At 45.6% G+C, this 16985-nt stretch carries 12 protein-coding genes; 7 read left to right on the forward strand and 5 right to left on the reverse strand.

What is annotated here, in order from left to right; genetic code table 11:
- Window positions 1-273: 273 nt before the first annotated feature.
- Window positions 274-951: a cell wall hydrolase gene (locus tag H8706_RS10865; RefSeq protein ID WP_262432639.1), complete on the reverse strand. Its 678-nt coding sequence runs from the start codon at window positions 949-951 to the stop codon at window positions 274-276.
- Window positions 952-1243: 292 nt separating this feature from the next.
- On the opposite strand from H8706_RS10865, the gene H8706_RS10870 reads away from it, so the two are divergent.
- From H8706_RS10870 to H8706_RS10880, 3 genes are read left to right on the forward strand one after another with little or no spacing between them, the layout of a single operon-like run.
- Window positions 1244-3778: a copper amine oxidase N-terminal domain-containing protein gene (locus tag H8706_RS10870; protein WP_262432640.1), complete on the forward strand. Its 2535-nt coding sequence runs from the start codon at window positions 1244-1246 to the stop codon at window positions 3776-3778.
- 36 nt (window positions 3779-3814) lie between these two features.
- Window positions 3815-4309: a QueT transporter family protein gene (locus H8706_RS10875; protein ID WP_178347099.1), complete on the forward strand. Its 495-nt coding sequence runs from the start codon at window positions 3815-3817 to the stop codon at window positions 4307-4309.
- 18 nt (window positions 4310-4327) lie between these two features.
- The gene (locus H8706_RS10880; RefSeq protein ID WP_178347098.1) at window positions 4328-5908 is read left to right on the forward strand and encodes a hypothetical protein; all 1581 of its coding nucleotides are present in this window, start codon (window positions 4328-4330) and stop codon (window positions 5906-5908) included.
- A 61-nt stretch (window positions 5909-5969) separates the two neighbouring features.
- On the opposite strand, the gene folD is transcribed toward H8706_RS10880, so the two are convergent.
- The 4 genes from folD to rho are packed head-to-tail and all read right to left on the reverse strand — an operon-like array spanning window position 5970 to window position 12856.
- The gene (folD, locus tag H8706_RS10885; protein WP_178347097.1) at window positions 5970-6827 is read right to left on the reverse strand and encodes a bifunctional methylenetetrahydrofolate dehydrogenase/methenyltetrahydrofolate cyclohydrolase FolD; all 858 of its coding nucleotides are present in this window, start codon (window positions 6825-6827) and stop codon (window positions 5970-5972) included.
- Complete coding sequence (locus tag H8706_RS10890) at window positions 6772-8757, reverse strand: YgiQ family radical SAM protein (protein ID WP_394354563.1); 1986 nt, start codon at window positions 8755-8757, stop codon at window positions 6772-6774. Before H8706_RS10890 ends, folD begins: the two co-directional genes overlap by 56 nt.
- Window positions 8758-8761: 4 nt before the next feature.
- Window positions 8762-11263 carry an FtsK/SpoIIIE family DNA translocase gene (locus H8706_RS10895; protein WP_262432641.1) on the reverse strand — a complete coding sequence of 834 codons (2502 nt, stop codon included), beginning with the start codon at window positions 11261-11263 and terminating at the stop codon, window positions 8762-8764.
- 36 nt (window positions 11264-11299) lie between these two features.
- Window positions 11300-12856 carry a transcription termination factor Rho gene (rho, locus tag H8706_RS10900; RefSeq protein WP_262432642.1) on the reverse strand — a complete coding sequence of 519 codons (1557 nt, stop codon included), beginning with the start codon at window positions 12854-12856 and terminating at the stop codon, window positions 11300-11302.
- A gap of 179 nt (window positions 12857-13035) precedes the next feature.
- Here rho and H8706_RS10905 point away from each other — a divergent pair, with 179 nt between their 5' ends.
- The 4 genes from H8706_RS10905 to H8706_RS10920 are packed head-to-tail and all read left to right on the forward strand — an operon-like array spanning window position 13036 to window position 16765.
- Complete coding sequence (locus tag H8706_RS10905) at window positions 13036-13851, forward strand: YihY/virulence factor BrkB family protein (RefSeq protein ID WP_262432643.1); 816 nt, start codon at window positions 13036-13038, stop codon at window positions 13849-13851.
- A 2-nt stretch (window positions 13852-13853) separates the two neighbouring features.
- A complete protein-coding gene (locus tag H8706_RS10910; RefSeq protein WP_262432644.1) occupies window positions 13854-15005 on the forward strand; it encodes a cysteine desulfurase family protein in 1152 nt (383 codons plus the stop codon).
- Window positions 15006-15031: 26 nt separating this feature from the next.
- Window positions 15032-16210 carry a tRNA uracil 4-sulfurtransferase ThiI gene (thiI, locus tag H8706_RS10915; protein WP_262432645.1) on the forward strand — a complete coding sequence of 393 codons (1179 nt, stop codon included), beginning with the start codon at window positions 15032-15034 and terminating at the stop codon, window positions 16208-16210.
- Between the two features lie 3 nt (window positions 16211-16213).
- Window positions 16214-16765: a CinA family protein gene (locus H8706_RS10920; protein WP_178347091.1), complete on the forward strand. Its 552-nt coding sequence runs from the start codon at window positions 16214-16216 to the stop codon at window positions 16763-16765.
- Window positions 16766-16985 lie beyond the last annotated feature (220 nt).

Raw genomic sequence — 16985 nt, forward strand, 5'->3', positions numbered from 1 at the left:
TTTTCGGTTTTTGTTTGAAAAATATTTCGATAATCTGTTGTTTGAATGATTTGATTGTTTTAAGGGGTCTTGGGGTGGAACCCCAAGCCGTTTAGGGGTGCGGGGGAATCGGAACCCCCGCGCTTTTGAGGCACTTTTACTCTAAAAGTGCCCCCGCGGAGCGAAACAGTAAAATAACAAATTTTATATTTTTGATATAGACCAAAAATTTAAAATTACATAAACAAAAAAAGAGGGATTGCAAGGGAAACGTCCCTTACAACCCCTCTCCCGTCATATATGAAAATCGTGGTTTCCTATTGATGTATAATACTGACGGTTATTTTTAATCCAACTGCTTGCAGATGTGCGCGGATTATAGAAAAACAGGCATTTTCCCACGGGACGCGCGCCCTCGAGCGCCGCAACCGCCGCGTTGACACTGCTTTGCGACGGTGTGTTGTATATCGTGCCGTTTTTCGTCGGCTGATACTGCACGCCGTAGTTTGTATCGAAAATAACCTTTACAACGTTATTCGGGTAGCTGTCGGTGATAACCCTGTTCAAAACGCAGTTTCCCACCGCGACTTTGCCCGTGTAGCTTTCGCCCTGCGCCTCTGCCTCGATAAGACGCGAAAGCCAGTAAATATCGTTGTCGTCGTATGTGCGCAGATAATGCTGTGATGCGGCGGCATACAGCGCATTACGCGTGTTTGTGCCGAAAATTCCGTCCGCGGTAAGACCGTTTGCTTTCTGGAACTTTGTCACCGCATTTTTCGTTTCGGTTCCGTAATAACCCGTTATTTCCGAATTAAAATATCCCTGATTTTTAAGAATTGTCTGCAAAGTTGTCACCTCATACGAGCTTGCACCCTGTTTCAAAGCGGACGGTGCGCTCGCAAATGCGCTTTGCGTAAATACCGCAAGCGAAAGTGTCAAAACGAGAGTCAAAAGAAAAATTGTTTTTTTCATACCAAAAATCCTTTCTGTTTTTCTCTTGGCGCCGGTTGACTTAGGCATCAGAGAGTTAAACCGCACGGGGTTCGGCTCACTGATGTCTAACATTTTACACAATATGCGCATAATTTTCAACCCTGATGTGCCTTTGTGAGCCGTATCACGGCATAAAACGGCAAATATACCGCATAAATTTTTTAAAATTCGCAAAATTCTTTAATAATATTATGCAATACCAGAAAAATACAGCTTGAAAAGACATTCTGCGTGTAGTATAATGTTTATATAAATTTTTCGGAGGATTTTTATGAAAAAACTTTTCATTTCAATTTTAATGTCAATCTCAATTTGCGCGGTATCTTCTGCGGTATATGCGCGCATTGAGCCGTGCGCTCTCGAGTTTAAGCCGTACGGGGGCGGTACGTTTATATACGAAAACAACATTGAGTCGGTGACGCGTGACGATTTGTCCGATACGTCCAACCCCGACCCTACATATATAATGAAGAATAAATCGCTCAAAACGGGAAAATATTCCGTTTTTATAACCAATCTTAATTTTACGGGCGTGAAGGACGAAAACGGCGAAATCATCGAAAACGGATTTTCCGTTGAGGTGGACGGACTTTTTGAAACAAATTCGTCCGCGGTTGTGAAAATCACCGCGCTCGGCTTTGAAATGCCCGACGTGAAAACGCTTTATTCGCGCGCAAACAAGCAGAAATACGAGGACAGCTGGAGCTGTCTTAACGCGTGGTCGGACTATCTTCAGACGCCGATTTATCAGGTAGGCTCGTACAAAAGATACGAACCTATCGAGTTTTCGCCCGTTCAGTTCGGCGTAAATTCGGATAAAAAAGTGTGGATAAGCGAATTTATAAAAAATTATTCCGCAGTGCCGTATCTTAAACCCGTCAACATTTTAATGGATTTTGAGGTTGTGTCGGGCAGTGTGGATTTTGACATTGCCGCGCTTAAATCGAACGGAATTTTGAAAGACCGTTCGCACCACGACTACAATGCGAAAGACGGAAATTTCAAGCGCGAAAGACAGTACAAGGGCATTGCGCAAACGCTTCCGAAGGTGTGTGCAAACCTTAGTTTTTCGGTAAACAAGAGCGATAAGGACGGCGATTTTCTGCCCGTCACGGTTTACAATCAATACAACACCGCGGGCAAGCTGACCGACAAATGGGTGACGAATTTAAATCCGCAAAACGACAAGTGGTCGCGCGACATCTGCGCCGAGTCGGATATGCTCAAAATTAAATATCTTGACGAGTCCAAGCTTGATTTTTACGGCGAAAGCGTTCCCGACGGCGTGAAAACTCCGTGGTGGTTTTTTGACGTTTTCCATACCGACACAATAAATCCGTCGCAGGAGAAAGTTAAGCAAAACGAGAATAAATTTATCCCCAACCGCAACGTTTCGCGTTATGAAGATAATCTCTTGGAGGCGTGCAATCTCGGAAACTACGGCGTTAAGGTGAATTACAAGGTGAGCGTTAAAAATAACTGCGATTATGACCGATACGTTTATTACAACCTTGAAACAGGCTCGAACAACATTGTTATGCTGTACGACGAAAATATGAACCGAGTGAACAATTACGCGCTGTCAAAGGGCAACAAGGCGGACGGCACGCTTGACACAATGGCTTGCGTAAAGCTTGAAAAGGGCAAAACGACGGTGTTTTATCTCGACGTTATTTTGCCGGCGAACAACAACGGCGGTATGCTCAATTCGTTTGTTTTAAAGGACGCGCCGATTGACATAACGTTTGACGAGCGCGCTTTTGAGGTTGCGCAAAAGGGTATGAAAACCGACGGAAAATCGTTTTTGGTGTGGAACAATTCATGCCTTTACAAAAGCGATAATTTTTCCGATTACACCGAAATTCCGCTCTCCGACGAGGCGAAAAAGATTTTCGGCACAGAGGGCGCAAACTTTGACATTGTAAAAGGCGACAACGGCTATATCGCAAAATGGGGCGCGTACGACGGTGCGCCGTCATATTTTGAAAGCGTTTTGAAATTTTACAATAAGGTGTATATTTTTGATGATAATTTTAATCTTGTAAGCGAGAAAACGTTTGACGCATATCCTACCGAAATAGGCTTTGCGTCGGGAAAATATTACGTTTGCGCGGGCAAGAATTATTACACCGAAAACGCGAAAGACTGGTTTGAATTATCCACCGTCAACATTCCGTCCAACAACGGAAAATTCGACGTTGCGTCAACAAAATACGGCTACTTCTTTATGTCGGCGGACAAAATGCCGTTTATGAAAATCGACTACGACGGCGAATTTCCCAAATATATCGAAAGCTTTGACGGTGTGTTTTACTACACCGATTTCGACACGCTTTATCTTTCGGACAACGGCATTTATTTTGAAAAATTCAATCCGGGTTACGATATAATCACGCTGGACAAAATCGGTGACGAAATTTTGGTCAACAACCGCGAAAGGATTAAAATTCCGACGTTTGAAAAGCTTCCCGTTATCGCGCTGAACAACGAGATTATGGGATTTTCGCATAAACCCGTTTTAAAGGACGGCGAGTATTTTATCAGCGCGCGCAAAATTTTGGAAAAGTGCGACTGCGACGTTATATATAATGAAGAAACGGGCGAAATCACCGTGAAAAAGGTGTTTTTGACGGCGAGCGCAAAAATCGGCGATACAAAATGCACCAAAAACGGCACGGATTACGAAATCGGCGCGCCGTTTGTATCGGAGGGCGAAATTTATCTTCCGATTGAATTTTTTGAGAAAATTATGGACTTTAAATGCGAAAAAAATGAGGACATCAATTTTATAAGATTTGTTTCGTAAAAAATTTTGTATTCGGACAAAACAACGGGAGGACATATGAAAAAATCAATTTACATTGTACATTCGGCGGTGATTGCCGCAATTTACATCGCGCTGACGTGGGCGTTTGCACCCATAAGTTTCGGGCACAACATCTTTCAGCTCCGCGTTTCCGAGGCACTCTGTATTCTGCCTCTTTTCACGCCCGGCGCGGTTTTCGGGCTTTTTGCAGGGTGCTTTCTGTCAAATCTTCTGTTCGGCGGACTGGGCATAATCGACCTTGTTTTGGGAAGTTTGGCAACGCTTATCGGCGCGTCGCTCACATACGCACTGCGAAAGAAAAATCCGCTTATTGCAATTTTTCCGCCCGTCATTGTGAACGCGCTTATTGTGGGCGGATACCTTAAGTTTTTACTCTTTACAAATATACACGCGTATGTTATAATGGGATATACCTTTTTGGGGGAATTTTTGGCGGTTTACGTGCTCGGATTTCCGCTTTATCTCGCGCTTAAAAAGCACGCGTCAAAAATTTTCCGAAATAATTTTTAAACAGGGGGTTTTGTGAAAATGAAAAAAATTCTTGCACTTGCTTTGGTTGTTTTGATGTTTGCGCAAACCTGCGTTTTTGCGTCCGAACTTCCGTTTTTCGACAGGGATTATCTTACATATGAAGAAACGGTTACATATTCGGCAAAGCTTAACAAGCCGATAAATTTAAATTTTGCCGATGAGTATTTGCCGGCAGATGTGACCAATATGATTGACGTAAACGGTCTTATAAACGGACTTTTTAATTCAACAAGCACCGTTACGGGCAAAGCTGACATTTCGCCCGATTACAAAAGCGGAAAAATTTATGCCGGCGGTTTGAGCGCCGTGCCGGTTTACGTTAACAAAAACCTCAAAATCACCGCGGACGCAAACACCGAGGTGTGGCTTGAATACGATTTTTCCGACTTGTCAAAGCCTGTGTTCAATATGATTCAGAACACGCCGTCGTTTGACAAATACGTTGTTTACGACATTGACACGCTTGTTAAAAATATTGACGGCGCTGAGCCGGACGCGGTTTACGCTGTGCTTTCAAAGCTTTTGAGCAAGGAATTTATTGAGCAGTACAGAACCGCGTTCGTTGACCTTTTGACGAAATATGCCGACATCAAAAAAGACGGCAAAGGCTACACAATCACCATAGACGATAAGGGATTTAAAGCGATTTTGAACGAGAGCGTTACGAATATCGGCAACTTTATCGAGGATTTTGTCGTAAGCGGAAATTATGCAACGAAAGAGGAATTCCGAGCTGTTTACGACGGTGAAATTATGCCGTATGTTATAAGCTTTCTTGAGGGATTGCAGACCACAAAGATTATCGGTGACGGCAATATCGTTATGAAAGTTGAGTGTGACAATAAAGGTTACATCAAAAAGTCCGATACTTCGGCGAATATCTGCGTAAACATTTTTGAAATTATCGAAAAACTGGGCGGAGATGTTTCGGGTTACAACACTGCCTACGGAATTTTGGATTTCACGCTCAATTACAAAAGCGAGGTTAAAAAGCTTTCAAACGTCAAGGTTGATTTTCCTGTTTTGAACGAGGAAAATTCGGTGAATTTTGCAGACCTTTTCCCCGTTTACCCCGATTTTGAGCCTGATGACGGCGAGTGGCATCAGCACTTTATGTGGGGCGCGATGAACCACGACGGTTTGCCTGTTGTTTTGAACGGCGAATTTTATCCGCATTTGAGAGATATGGCGGTAGGCATTGGCTTTGCGGACGGCGACATTACCTATGAAAACGGTGTTGTTACGCTTATGCGCCCCGACTGGGTTGAATGCGGAAAATACAAAACCGCGTCGTTTGCGGTGGGTTCAAACACCGTTTATCTTGACGGCGAGGCTTACACGGTTGCAAATCCCGCGCTTGAGGTTAACGACGAGGTTGTAATTTCAAACGAGCTTGCAAAACTTTTGTTCAGAATTACTCAAAATCTCGGCGGATATGTTGCGGTTGATTTTGTTGATAAAAGCTACTGGACAGATTTTGACTATCAAATCTGCGGCTGCGATACAAACGAAATTTACGGCGAAATTGACTCCGATTTGGATTATGAAATAGACCCCGATTTCAGCTATGGAGCATAAAAGATAGTTGCAAAAAGAGATGGAATATCAAAATTCCATCTCTTTTTTTGACTTGAAAATATTATTTCCCCAAAACCGCATTTTTCGCGGCGGTGAGGGTGTTTTTCATAAGCATTGCAATGGTCATTGGTCCGACACCGCCCGGCACGGGTGTGATGCAGGACGCTTTTTTTGCGGCGGACTCAAAATCAACGTCGCCGACAAGTTTTTTGTTTTCAAGACGGTTCATTCCGACGTCGATAACCACCGCGCCGTCTTTTATATAATCGCCGTCAAACATCTGCGCTCTGCCCACCGCGGCAACCAAAACGTCCGCGTTTTTGGTGATTTCTTTGATGTTTTTCGTTTTGGAATGGCAGATTGTGACCGTCGCATTTTTGTGCAAAAGAAGCATTGCCTGGGGTTTGCCCACAATGTTGCTTCTGCCGACGACAACACAGTTTTTGCCCGTAAGGTCAATGCCTGCCTCGTTTATAAGCTCCATAACACCTGCCGGTGTGCAAGGCAGAAAATCGAAATTGCCGATCATAATTTTGCCGACGTTCACGGGGTGGAACGCGTCAACGTCCTTTTTGGGGTTAATCGCGTTTATGATTTTTTCTTCGTTTATGTGTTTCGGAAGCGGTAACTGAACCAAAATTCCGTGGATTTTTTCATCACCGTTGAGTTTTTCAACGAGTGATAAAAGTTCGCCCTCGGTTGTGCTTTCGGGCAGTGCGTGCTCCTCGGAATAATAGCCGATTTCGGCGCACGCTTTCTTTTTTGAGTTTACGTAAACGCGCGACGCGGGGTCGTCGCCCACGATAACTACCGCAAGTCCGGGTTTTATGCCGTATTTTTCAACGAATTTTTCCGTTTCATCTTTAAGAGCGTTTTTTACCCTTTGCGAAACCGCTTTTCCGTCCAGAATTTTTGCCATTTTTTGTTCCTCCTCTGTTTGCCGAATTTTTGCTGTTTTGTTTTGTATTTTGCCTTGAGCCGGTCTGTTTTCTGCCTTTTTGCTTTGCGCCGTGATTTGAGTTTTGTCTGCTTTCTGCCCGCTCGCGCTCGGCAAGGGGTTTCGGCGGACGTATAAGGCAGTTTTTGCCGTAACCGATTAAATCTTCGCGGTGCGCAAGCTTAAGCGCTTTTAACACAAGCGTGTAATTTTCTTTTTTCGTAAACTGCAAAAGCGCGCGCTGCATTTGCTTTTCCTCAAACGTGCGCGGAACGTACACCTCTTTTAAGGTGAACGGGTCAAGCCCTGTGTAAAACATACAGGTCGAAATTGTGAAAGGCGTGGGGTAGAAATCCTGCACCTGTTCGGGGTGGAGATTGTGCGCCTTAATGTACTCGGCAAGTTCGATTGCCTCGTTTAACGTACTTCCCGGGTGGCTCGACATAAGATACGGCACAAGATACTGCTCCTTGCCGATTTTCTTGTTTATTTCATAAAATTTATCTGCAAATTTATCGTAAACAGCACGGCTCGGCTTGCCCATTTTGGACAAAACGTTGTCGCTGATGTGCTCGGGCGCAACTTTAAGCTGACCGCTGACGTGGTTTTTTGCGAGATAATAGAAAAATTCTTCGTTTTTATCGTGAATAAGATAGTCGTAGCGTATGCCCGAACGAATGAAAACCTTTTTAATCTTGGGAATTTCGCGCATTTTCTGCAAAAGGCGCATATACCTTTTGTGGTCGATTTCAAGATTTTTGCACGGCTCGGGATAAAGACAGCGTTTTGCTCTGCACGTGCCTTTTGTAAGCTGTTTTTTGCACGCCGGTCCGTAAAAATTCGCCGTCGGACCGCCCACGTCGTGGATATAACCCTTAAAATCCGGCTCGTGCGTAAGGCTTTCCGCCTCTTTCAAAACGCTCTTTTCGCTTCGGCTTGTAACCATTCTGCCCTGATGAAAAGTGAGCGCGCAAAAGTTGCATCCGCCGTAGCAACCGCGCGTGTTGGTTATGGAAAATTTAACCTCTTTTATTGCCGGCACACCGCCGTCCTTTTCGTAAATCGGGTGGTAGGTGCGCATATACGGCAGAGAATAAACCCTGTCAAGCTCGCTTGTGGAAAGGGGCATCATAGGCTTGTTCTGCACAAGATATTTCCCCTGGCATTTCTGCACTATCGCACGTCCGCGGATTGGGTCCTGCTCATAATATTCGTCCGCGGTGGCTTTTGCGTATTTAACCTTGTCCGACGAAACCTCCTCAAACGGCGGGACTTCGATATAATTTTCAAGATAATCTATATTTGAGCGGACGTAAACACAGCCGTCAATATCCGTTTCGGAAATTTCCTTTCCGTCCTTTAGCGCGTGCGCAAGCTCGGTGATGATTTTTTCGCCCATTCCGTAGGTGAGAACGTCGGCACGGCTGTCGAAAATTATCGAACGGCGCACCTTGTTGTCCCAGTAGTCGTAATGCGCAAAACGGCGCAGACTTGCCTCAACACCGCCGATTATAATTTTTGCGTCGGGGTATGCCTCGCGTATGCGGTTGCAATACACGATTGTCGCCCTGTCGGGACGTTTGAACGCCTCACCGCCGGGGGAATACAGGTCGGTATGGCGGATTTTTTTGTTAACCGTGTAGTGGTTCACCATAGAGTCGATGTTTCCTGCCGACACCAAAAATGCGTACTTCGGCGCGCCGAGCTTTTTAAATTCCTCGCAGTCTTTCCAGTTCGGCTGGGCGATTATACCTACGGTGAAACCCTCGCTTTCAAGCACGCGCGTGATAATTGCGTGACCGAAACTCGGGTGGTCTACATATGCGTCACCGCTGACGTACACAAAATCGAGCTGTTTAATTTTCCGCTTTTGCATATCCTCTTTGGATATGGGTAAAAAATCTTTTTTCATTATATTAGTCCTGTAATTTATTGCTCATAAGCATTTCGTTGTATTCCTCGCGCGCGATGAGCGCCTGGCGCGGTTTGTTGCCGTCGAGTCCCGAAATAATTCCGCGCGCCTCCATTTGGTCGATAATGCTTCCGGCGCGGTTGTAGCCTATGCGGAAACTTCTCTGTAACTGCGATGTGGAAATCTGTCCGCGTTCAATAACAAGTTCAATCGCCTTGGGCAAAAGTTCGTCGTTGTCGCCGGGGTCGTCGCCCTCGGGATTGTAAACTTCCTCAGCATTAAGACGTTCAATAACGTCCTCTTTATACTGCGGTGCACAGTTTTTGCTCACCGCCGCAACAACCGCCTCAACCTCCTTGTCCGAAACGTACGAACACTGAAGTCGCGTAGGCGACGACGCGCCGACCGGCATATAGAGCATATCTCCGCGTCCGATAAGCTTTTCCGCGCCCGACATATCGAGAATTGTGCGCGAGTCTATCTGGCTCGACACCATAAACGAAATTCGCGACGGGATATTCGCCTTAATCGTACCCGTGATGACGTTTACCGACGGACGCTGTGTTGCGATTACAAGGTGCATACCTGCGGCACGCGCCATCTGTGCAAGACGGCAGATGTATGTTTCGACGTCGGCAGGCGCAACCATCATAAGGTCGGCAAGCTCGTCGATGATAATTACCATTTGAGGCATTTTGAGCTGGGGTGTTTCGTTAAGCTCCATAAGTTCGTTATAGCCGTTTATATCGCGGACGTTGTTGTCGGCAAATTTGGAATAACGCTCGGTCATTTCCGAAACCGCCCAGTTGAGCGCGCCCGCGGCTTTTTTTGCGTCGGTAACAACGGGGATTAAAAGGTGCGGTGCGCCGTTGTAAACACCGAGTTCAACCACTTTCGGGTCAATCATAACAAGCTTAACCTCGTTGGGGTCAGCTTTGTAGAGAATACTCATAACAAGCGTGTTTATGCACACACTCTTACCTGCGCCCGTCGCGCCCGCAATGAGCAGATGGGGCATTTTTGCGATGTCTATGATTATGGGATTTCCGCCGATGTCTTTGCCGAGCGCAACCGAAAGTTTTGATTTTGCGTTTATAAACTCTTTGCTTTCGAGCACCTCGCGGAGGGTTACGATGTTTGTAACCTTGTTTGCAAGCTCAATTCCCACTGCGGATTTTCCCGGAATAGGAGCCTCGATACGCACGCTTTTTGCGGCGAGATTTAAGGCAATATCTTTTGAAAGTCCCGTGATTTTGCTCACCTTTACGCCTGCATCGGGAGTAAGCTCATAGCGCGTTACCGTCGGGCCCATACTGATTTCCACAACCTTTGCGCTTACGCCGAAGCTTTTTAGGGTGTCAACCAGTTTTTTTGAATTTCTTTTTAATTCGTCCTCAATATCGTGAGTGTTTTTGTTGGCTTTCGGAGGCGTCAAAAGTTCGACGGACGGGTATTCGTATTCGATAATTTCGCTCGCTTTGTCGTTTGCCTCATTTAATTCTTCAACGATTTTTTCGTCGGGTTTGTTGTCGTCGTTTTCGCCTTTTTCGCCGTCTTTCGGATTTTCGGTTTTTTCAGACTTTTCAGCCTTTTCGTTTAAAGCCTTGCCCTCTTTGCCGTTTTTGTCCAAAAGCTCGGCAAAACCGGTCTGACCCTTGTTGTAAAGCTTAATTTCAGGCTCTTTGTAGTCCTCGTCGGGGACTGTTTCATCTTTCGGTTCAGCCTTTTCGGCATCGGCTTTTGGTGCGGACGGCGTTTTTTCATTGTCGCCGAAAATGTCAATTTCCTTTATTTTGCGTTTCTGCGTCTGCGCGGGTCTGTCACTGTATCCGTACGGCTCGTCCGACTGCTTCTGCGACGCTTTTTTCGCGCTTTTTGCTTTCACATACGACGTGAAATTATTGAGCGCTTTAAAGAACGAAACGTCGAACACGCAGATTGAGAAAATCAGTATCATAGAAATAAAGAAAATGTCCGAGCCGAGATAGTTGAACATACTGATAACAGGGCGCGCGATAATCTCGCCGATTACGCCCGAACCGCGCATATACGCGTTTTCGCTTGCCGAATAGTAGAGATAATATTTTTTCCAGTAGTCGGCAAGCGTCTTGTGTTCAAGACGGTATTCCCAGCCCTCAACGCCCGACAAAACGTGAATTAGTCCGGCGAACAGGAAAAACATTATCACGCACATAAGATACTTCGATTTTAACTCTCTGTAGTTTTTATGTATCATTGAGTGGATAAGCAGAAAAAGTGCGTACGGGGGCAGAAAATATATGCTCGTGCCAAACATTCCCTGCAAAAATTTCACCGTTGCCGTGCCTGCCGGTCCGCCGTTGTTGAAATACAGGCTTAATACCAGCCAAAGCGACACCGCGATTGCGATTATTGCAATTATTTCATAAAGGTGCGAATTTTCCTTCGCCGTTTTTGCGGCTTTCGACGGTGCGGAGGATTTCACGCTTGTGCCTTTCGCGCCCTTTGCTTTCTTTTGTTGTGCCATTTTGTTTTTCATAACCTTTCGTAAAAATTTTAAAATTTATCCGTTCTGGCCTGACGTTCCGTTTTTGTCCTGACGGCGCAGAAGATTGTCGATAAATTCGTTGTTCGAACTCGTTTTGACAAGACTTGAGATGATTTTTTCCGCAACGTCCTGGCTTTGGTCACGGCTCATAATTCTGCGCAGATGCCAAACCGCGTCTTTCTGGCGCGGAGTGAGCAGAAGTTCCTCTTTCCGCGTGCCCGATTTATATATGTCGATTGCCGGGAATATGCGTTTTTCCGAAAGTTTTCGGTCAAGGTGGATTTCCATATTGCCCGTGCCTTTAAATTCCTCAAAAATAACGTCGTCCATTCGGCTTCCCGTTTCGACAAGCGCGGTTGCAAGAATTGTGAGCGAACCGCCGTTTTCAATGTTCCGCGCCGCACCGAAAAAGCGTTTCGGTTTGTGCAGTGCGCCGGGGTCGATACCGCCCGAGAGCGTTCTGCCCGTCGGCGGAATTGTGAGGTTGTACGCGCGCGCAAGTCTTGTCAAACTGTCGAGCAAAACAACAACGTCTTTTTTGTGCTCCACAAGGCGCATTGCGCGCTCGAGCGTCATTTCAGCAACTTTTATATGATGCTCGGGAAGCTCGTCGAACGTCGAAAAAATCACCTCGCCGTTTATTGAACGTTTCATATCGGTGACCTCCTCGGGACGTTCGTCAATGAGGAGAACGATAAGCTTTATTTCGGGATAATTTTCCGAAATGCTGTTTGCGATTGACTTTAAAAGGGTGGTTTTTCCCGCTTTCGGGGGAGATACGATTATTCCGCGCTGACCCTTTCCGATAGGCGCGATAAGGTCGATTAAGCGCACCGAAAAATTACCCGGCTCGCGCTCCAATGTCAAGCGCTCGTTGGGATAAATCGGAATAAGCGAGTCGAACGGTTTCCGCCTGATTGCAACGTCGGGCGTGTCGCCGTTTACCTCTTTGACATAGATAATCGCACCGAAACGCTCACCCTCGTTGGGAAGGCGCATAACGCCGAAAATCTGGTCGCCCGTCTTTAAGTTAAACCGCCTTATCTGCACGGGCGAAACATAAATATCGTCCGAACCCGATAGGTAGTTGTCGCACCTCAAAAAGCCGAAACCGTCTGCCAAAACCTCCAAAACGCCCGTAACGTCGCGCGTATTGTTCTTTTTGTGTTCGGTATTTTTTTCGTCTGCTTTGTGTTCGGGATTGTTTTCGGAAACCGTTTTTTGAGATTTTTTCGGATTTTGAATATTTTCGGATAAATTATTTGAATTGTTTTGATTTTCTTCGGATATTTCCTTTGTGATTTCTTCTTTTTTTGTGATTTCTTCTTTTTCCCCGCCGGTTTTCTGCTCTTTTGCCGAAACCGATGCGGTTTTGATTTCTTTTGTTTCGCCTTTGTCCGCGCTCTTTTCCGCCTTTTTTACGGTCGGTTTTTTATGCGGTTTTTCATCTTTTGCGAACTGCGCTATTTTTTCGGCAAGCTCACCTTTTTTCAATTTTGAAATGTTTTTAATTCCAAGCTCTTTAGCTTTGCTTTTAAGCTCGGTCAAGGTGAGGGTTAATAAATTTTCCATTTATTTCCTCCAATTTATAAAAATTACATAATAAGCCGGTAGTATAACTAATTATACACCATATTTAATGAAAATTCAAACATATTTTAAAAATATTTAAAAAAATGTTAGTAATTTTGAAAAAAATGTAGTATAATAGACGTGACTGTGAATTGTTTTGGAAAAAAGAGGGTGAAAATGTGAAAAAGAAGCCGATAATTTTCCGCGCCGTTAAAAGCTTTTTGGACGATGACGTGCCTGCAATGGCGGCACAGCTTGCGTTTTATATCAACACGGCTTTTTTTCCGTTTATCGTTTTTCTGTTTATAATAATTTCGTCAACGCCTCTTTTGGACGAGTCGGCGCTCTACGATTTGATTGCGTTTTTGCCCAATCAAACTGCAACAATCGTTTTAGACGGTCTGCGTCAGGTGACGGCGAGCCGTTCGCTTGCGGTAATCACGGGCGTTGTGTCGATTTGGTCGATGTCAAACGCGGTGGCGACAGTGTCACGCGCGCTCAACAAATTTTACGATGTCAAAGAAAACCGAAATATTTTGTATATCCGCCTTCTCGGCATAATTTTTGCACTGCTTATACTTGTGACGATAATTTTAAACTTCATTCTGCTTGTCGGCGGTTCGCTTATCGGCGCTGTGATGATACGCTATCTTCCGCAGTATTACGCGCTGTGGCACATTTTAAGGTTCCTTGTGCCGTTTGTGCTGATGATTGTGCTTTTCGCGTCGATGTATAAGGTTATGCCGTGCGTGAATTTGTCGTTCAAACAAGCGCTGGGCGGTGCGTTTTTCACGTCGTGTCTGTGGATTGTGTTTTCGTCGGTTTTTTCGTATTACGTAAACAATTTTTCAAGCTACGACATTATCTACGGCAGTATCGCCGGGATTGTTGTGCTTTTCACCTGGATTTTCGTCACGGCGTACATAATTTTAATCGGCGGTGAGGTAAATTCGTTTTTGGCAGGACATTTCAGCAAAAGAAAAAGGGAGTTTTAGTTATGGAAATATATATGGACAACAGCGCCACAACCTTGCCGTACGACGAGGTGTGCGACACGGTTTTTGACGCTATGAAACGATTTTACGCAAATCCGTCGTCACTGCATAATCTCGGAAAATACGCCGAGGACGAAATGGAAAAGGCGCGCAAATTCATTGCGAAAATGATAAACGCGTCGGCGGAGGAGATTTATTTTACAAGCGGAGGCACCGAGAGTGACAACATTGCAATGCTCGGTTATGCGCTCAAAAACCGCAAACGCGGAAACAAAATCATCACCACAAAAGCCGAGCACCCTGCCGTATTGGAGTGCTGCAAACACCTTGAAAGCGTGGGCTTTAATGTTGTTTATGCAAATCTTTTGCCAAGCGGCGTTGTTGACGAGGGCGAGCTTTTAAACGAGGTGGACGCCGATACGATTTTGGTGAGCGTTATGCACGTCAACAACGAAACGGGCGCGGTTATGCCGATTGAAAAAATCGGCCCGGCGGTGAAAGCGAAAAACCCGAACTGCGCGTTTTTCTCGGACGCGGTGCAGAGTTTCGGGAAAATTAAAATTGACGCTGAAAAAGCAAAACTCGATATGCTCTCCGCATCGGCGCACAAAATCGGCGGTCCGAACGGAATCGGTTTTATATATATAAGGAAGAAAACCCGAATTGAAAGTCCTGTTTTCGGGGGCGGTCAGGAGCGCGGAATACGCTCGGGAACGCACAACGTTGCGGGAATTTTGGGATTTTTAAAGGCGTGCGAAATCAAGCAGAAATTTATGCAGACCGACCGCGAAAAACTTCGCGAAGTGAAAAACATTATTGAAGAAAGCGTGAAAAAACTGCCGTACACAAGGGTAAATTCGCCCGAAAACGGCTTGGAATACATCTTGAACGTGTCGTTTACAGGGCTAAAATCCGAGGTAATTCTCCACGTTTTGGAGTCGAACGGCATTTTTGTGTCGTCGGGCAGTGCGTGCTCGTCGCGCAAAACGCACGTCAGCCACGTTCTGGACGCTATGGGAATTGACAAAAAAAGTGCGGAGGGCGCGGTACGGTTCAGTTTTTCGCCCAACAACACCGCGGATGACGCACGTTATGTTGCACAGGTTCTTGAACGCGAAATTCCCGTTTTGCAGAAAACAGTAAACTTGAAATAATCGGATATATAAGGAAGGAAATTTTTATGAACAGCATTATTATGTGCCGTTACGGCGAAATAATTTTAAAAGGTCTTAACCGTCCGCGCTTTGAAAGTGCGCTGGTTAAAAATATCCGCCGCGCGCTGGACGGGCTCGGTGCGGTGGAAATTTCGCGCGCTCAGGCGATTACCTACATAGAACCGCTTGAGGGCGAGGAGCAGACAAACGCGATTATCGACAGGTTAAAGTGCGTTTTCGGCATTGTGTCGGTGACGGTCGCACACAAATGCGAAAAAAACCTTGACGCGGTGAAAGAGGAAATTTTAAAATCGTTCTCGGACGAAATTTCAAACGCGAAAACTTTTAAGGTGAACGCAAAGCGCGCCGACAAGAAATTTCCGTTTAAATCGCCCGAAATCTGTGAGGAAATCGGCGGTTTTATATTGGATAATTTCCCGAATATCAAAGTTGACGTGAACAATCCCGAGCTTACCGTTACGGTGGAAATCCGCGACACGCACGCGTTTGTTCACACGGGAAAAATAAAGTGTCTCGGCGGTATGCCCGTCGGCACAAACGGCAAAGCGGCACTGCTTTTGTCGGGCGGAATTGACAGCCCCGTTGCGGGATATATGATTGCAAAACGCGGTGTAAAGCTTGAAGCGGTGCACTTTTTCAGCTATCCGTACACGGGCGAAAGGGCGAAGGACAAGGTTTTGAAACTTGCGTCAATCGTCGCAAAATACAACGGCGAAATGAAAGTTCACATTGTGCCGTTCACCGAAATTCAGCTTGAAATCCGCGAAAAATGCCCCGAGGAGCATCTCACGCTTGTTATGCGCAGATTTATGATGCAGATTGCCGAGAAAATCGCGCAGAAAACGCATTGCCAGGCGCTTGTCACGGGCGAAAGCATAGGTCAGGTGGCGAGCCAGACAATCGGCGCGCTCGGCGTTACAAACGAGAGTGTGAACACCGTTGTTTTCCGTCCGCTCATCGGTATGGACAAAGAGGAAATTGTTGAAATTTCCCGTAAAATCGGCGCTTTTGAAACGTCAATTCTGCCGTACGAGGACTGCTGTACCGTGTTCACTCCGCGCCACCCCAGCACAAAACCCGTGCTTGAAAAAATTAAAAATTCGCAGGAAAAACTCGACATTGAGCGCCTTATCGACGAGGCGGTTGAGGGCGTTGAAACAATTACTGTGAAATACGAGGATTAGGCTATGGAAGGGAAAATTTTGAATAATTTATCGGGCGATGCTTACAATTCGGGCGCACTGAATAAAGATAATCTTGACGAAAAAATTCTCGCGGCGGCAGCCGAAACGGTGCGTCTGCTCGCCGAAAAAAATAAGACAATCACCACTGCCGAAAGCTGTACCGGCGGTATGCTCGGCGCGTCGCTCACCGAAATTTCGGGAGTTTCCGCGTATTATAAAGAAGGAGTTATCACCTACAGCAACGAGGCAAAAATGAAATTTCTCGGCGTTAAGCGCGAAACACTCGAAAAATACGGTGCGGTGAGCAGTAAAACCGCGGTTGAGATGGCGTCGGGCGCAATGGAGAGCGCGAAAAGCGATATTTCCGTTGCAATCACCGGAATTGCCGGGCCTTTGGGCGACACGCGCGAAAAATGTGTGGGTCTTGTGTATATTTGCGTGAAAATCGGGGACAATCATAGAGTGGAAAAACACATTTTTGACGGCGAACGCCACGTTGTAAGGCAAAAATCCACACTTTGCGCACTCAACACGGTTATAAAAATGATAAAATGAAAATTTTTGTAAAAAAGTGTTGACAAGCCGTCCGCGATGTGGTATATTGATAAAGCACCTTTGAGGACGGCACTTTTGAGATTTTGAAGATTTTAAAAAATTTTCAAAAAAATGAAAAAAAGTGTTGACAAAGTATCAAAGATGTGGTATTCTATAAAAGTTGCAGCTGATGCAGCGCTTTAGAAAGATAACAGCTTTGGGATTGACAGTTTAAAATTTT

It is taken from the genome of Qingrenia yutianensis (assembly GCF_014385105.1).
Taxonomy (GTDB): Bacteria; Bacillota; Clostridia; order UMGS1810; family UMGS1810; genus Qingrenia; species Qingrenia yutianensis.

Bases quoted from the DNA above. Each gene is read 5' to 3' on its own strand.
- H8706_RS10865 (WP_262432639.1), bottom strand. From the start codon at position 951: ATGAAAAAAACAATTTTTCTTTTGACTCTCGTTTTGACACTTTCGCTT.
- H8706_RS10870 (WP_262432640.1), top strand. From the start codon at position 1,244: ATGAAAAAACTTTTCATTTCAATTTTAATGTCAATCTCAATTTGCGCG.
- H8706_RS10875 (WP_178347099.1), top strand. From the start codon at position 3,815: ATGAAAAAATCAATTTACATTGTACATTCGGCGGTGATTGCCGCAATT.
- H8706_RS10880 (WP_178347098.1), top strand. From the start codon at position 4,328: ATGAAAAAAATTCTTGCACTTGCTTTGGTTGTTTTGATGTTTGCGCAA.
- folD (WP_178347097.1), bottom strand. From the start codon at position 6,827: ATGGCAAAAATTCTGGACGGAAAAGCGGTTTCGCAAAGGGTAAAAAAC.
- H8706_RS10890 (WP_394354563.1), bottom strand. From the start codon at position 8,757: ATGAAAAAAGATTTTTTACCCATATCCAAAGAGGATATGCAAAAGCGG.
- H8706_RS10895 (WP_262432641.1), bottom strand. From the start codon at position 11,263: ATGGCACAACAAAAGAAAGCAAAGGGCGCGAAAGGCACAAGCGTGAAA.
- rho (WP_262432642.1), bottom strand. From the start codon at position 12,856: ATGGAAAATTTATTAACCCTCACCTTGACCGAGCTTAAAAGCAAAGCT.
- H8706_RS10910 (WP_262432644.1), top strand. From the start codon at position 13,854: ATGGAAATATATATGGACAACAGCGCCACAACCTTGCCGTACGACGAG.
- thiI (WP_262432645.1), top strand. From the start codon at position 15,032: ATGAACAGCATTATTATGTGCCGTTACGGCGAAATAATTTTAAAAGGT.
- H8706_RS10920 (WP_178347091.1), top strand. From the start codon at position 16,214: ATGGAAGGGAAAATTTTGAATAATTTATCGGGCGATGCTTACAATTCG.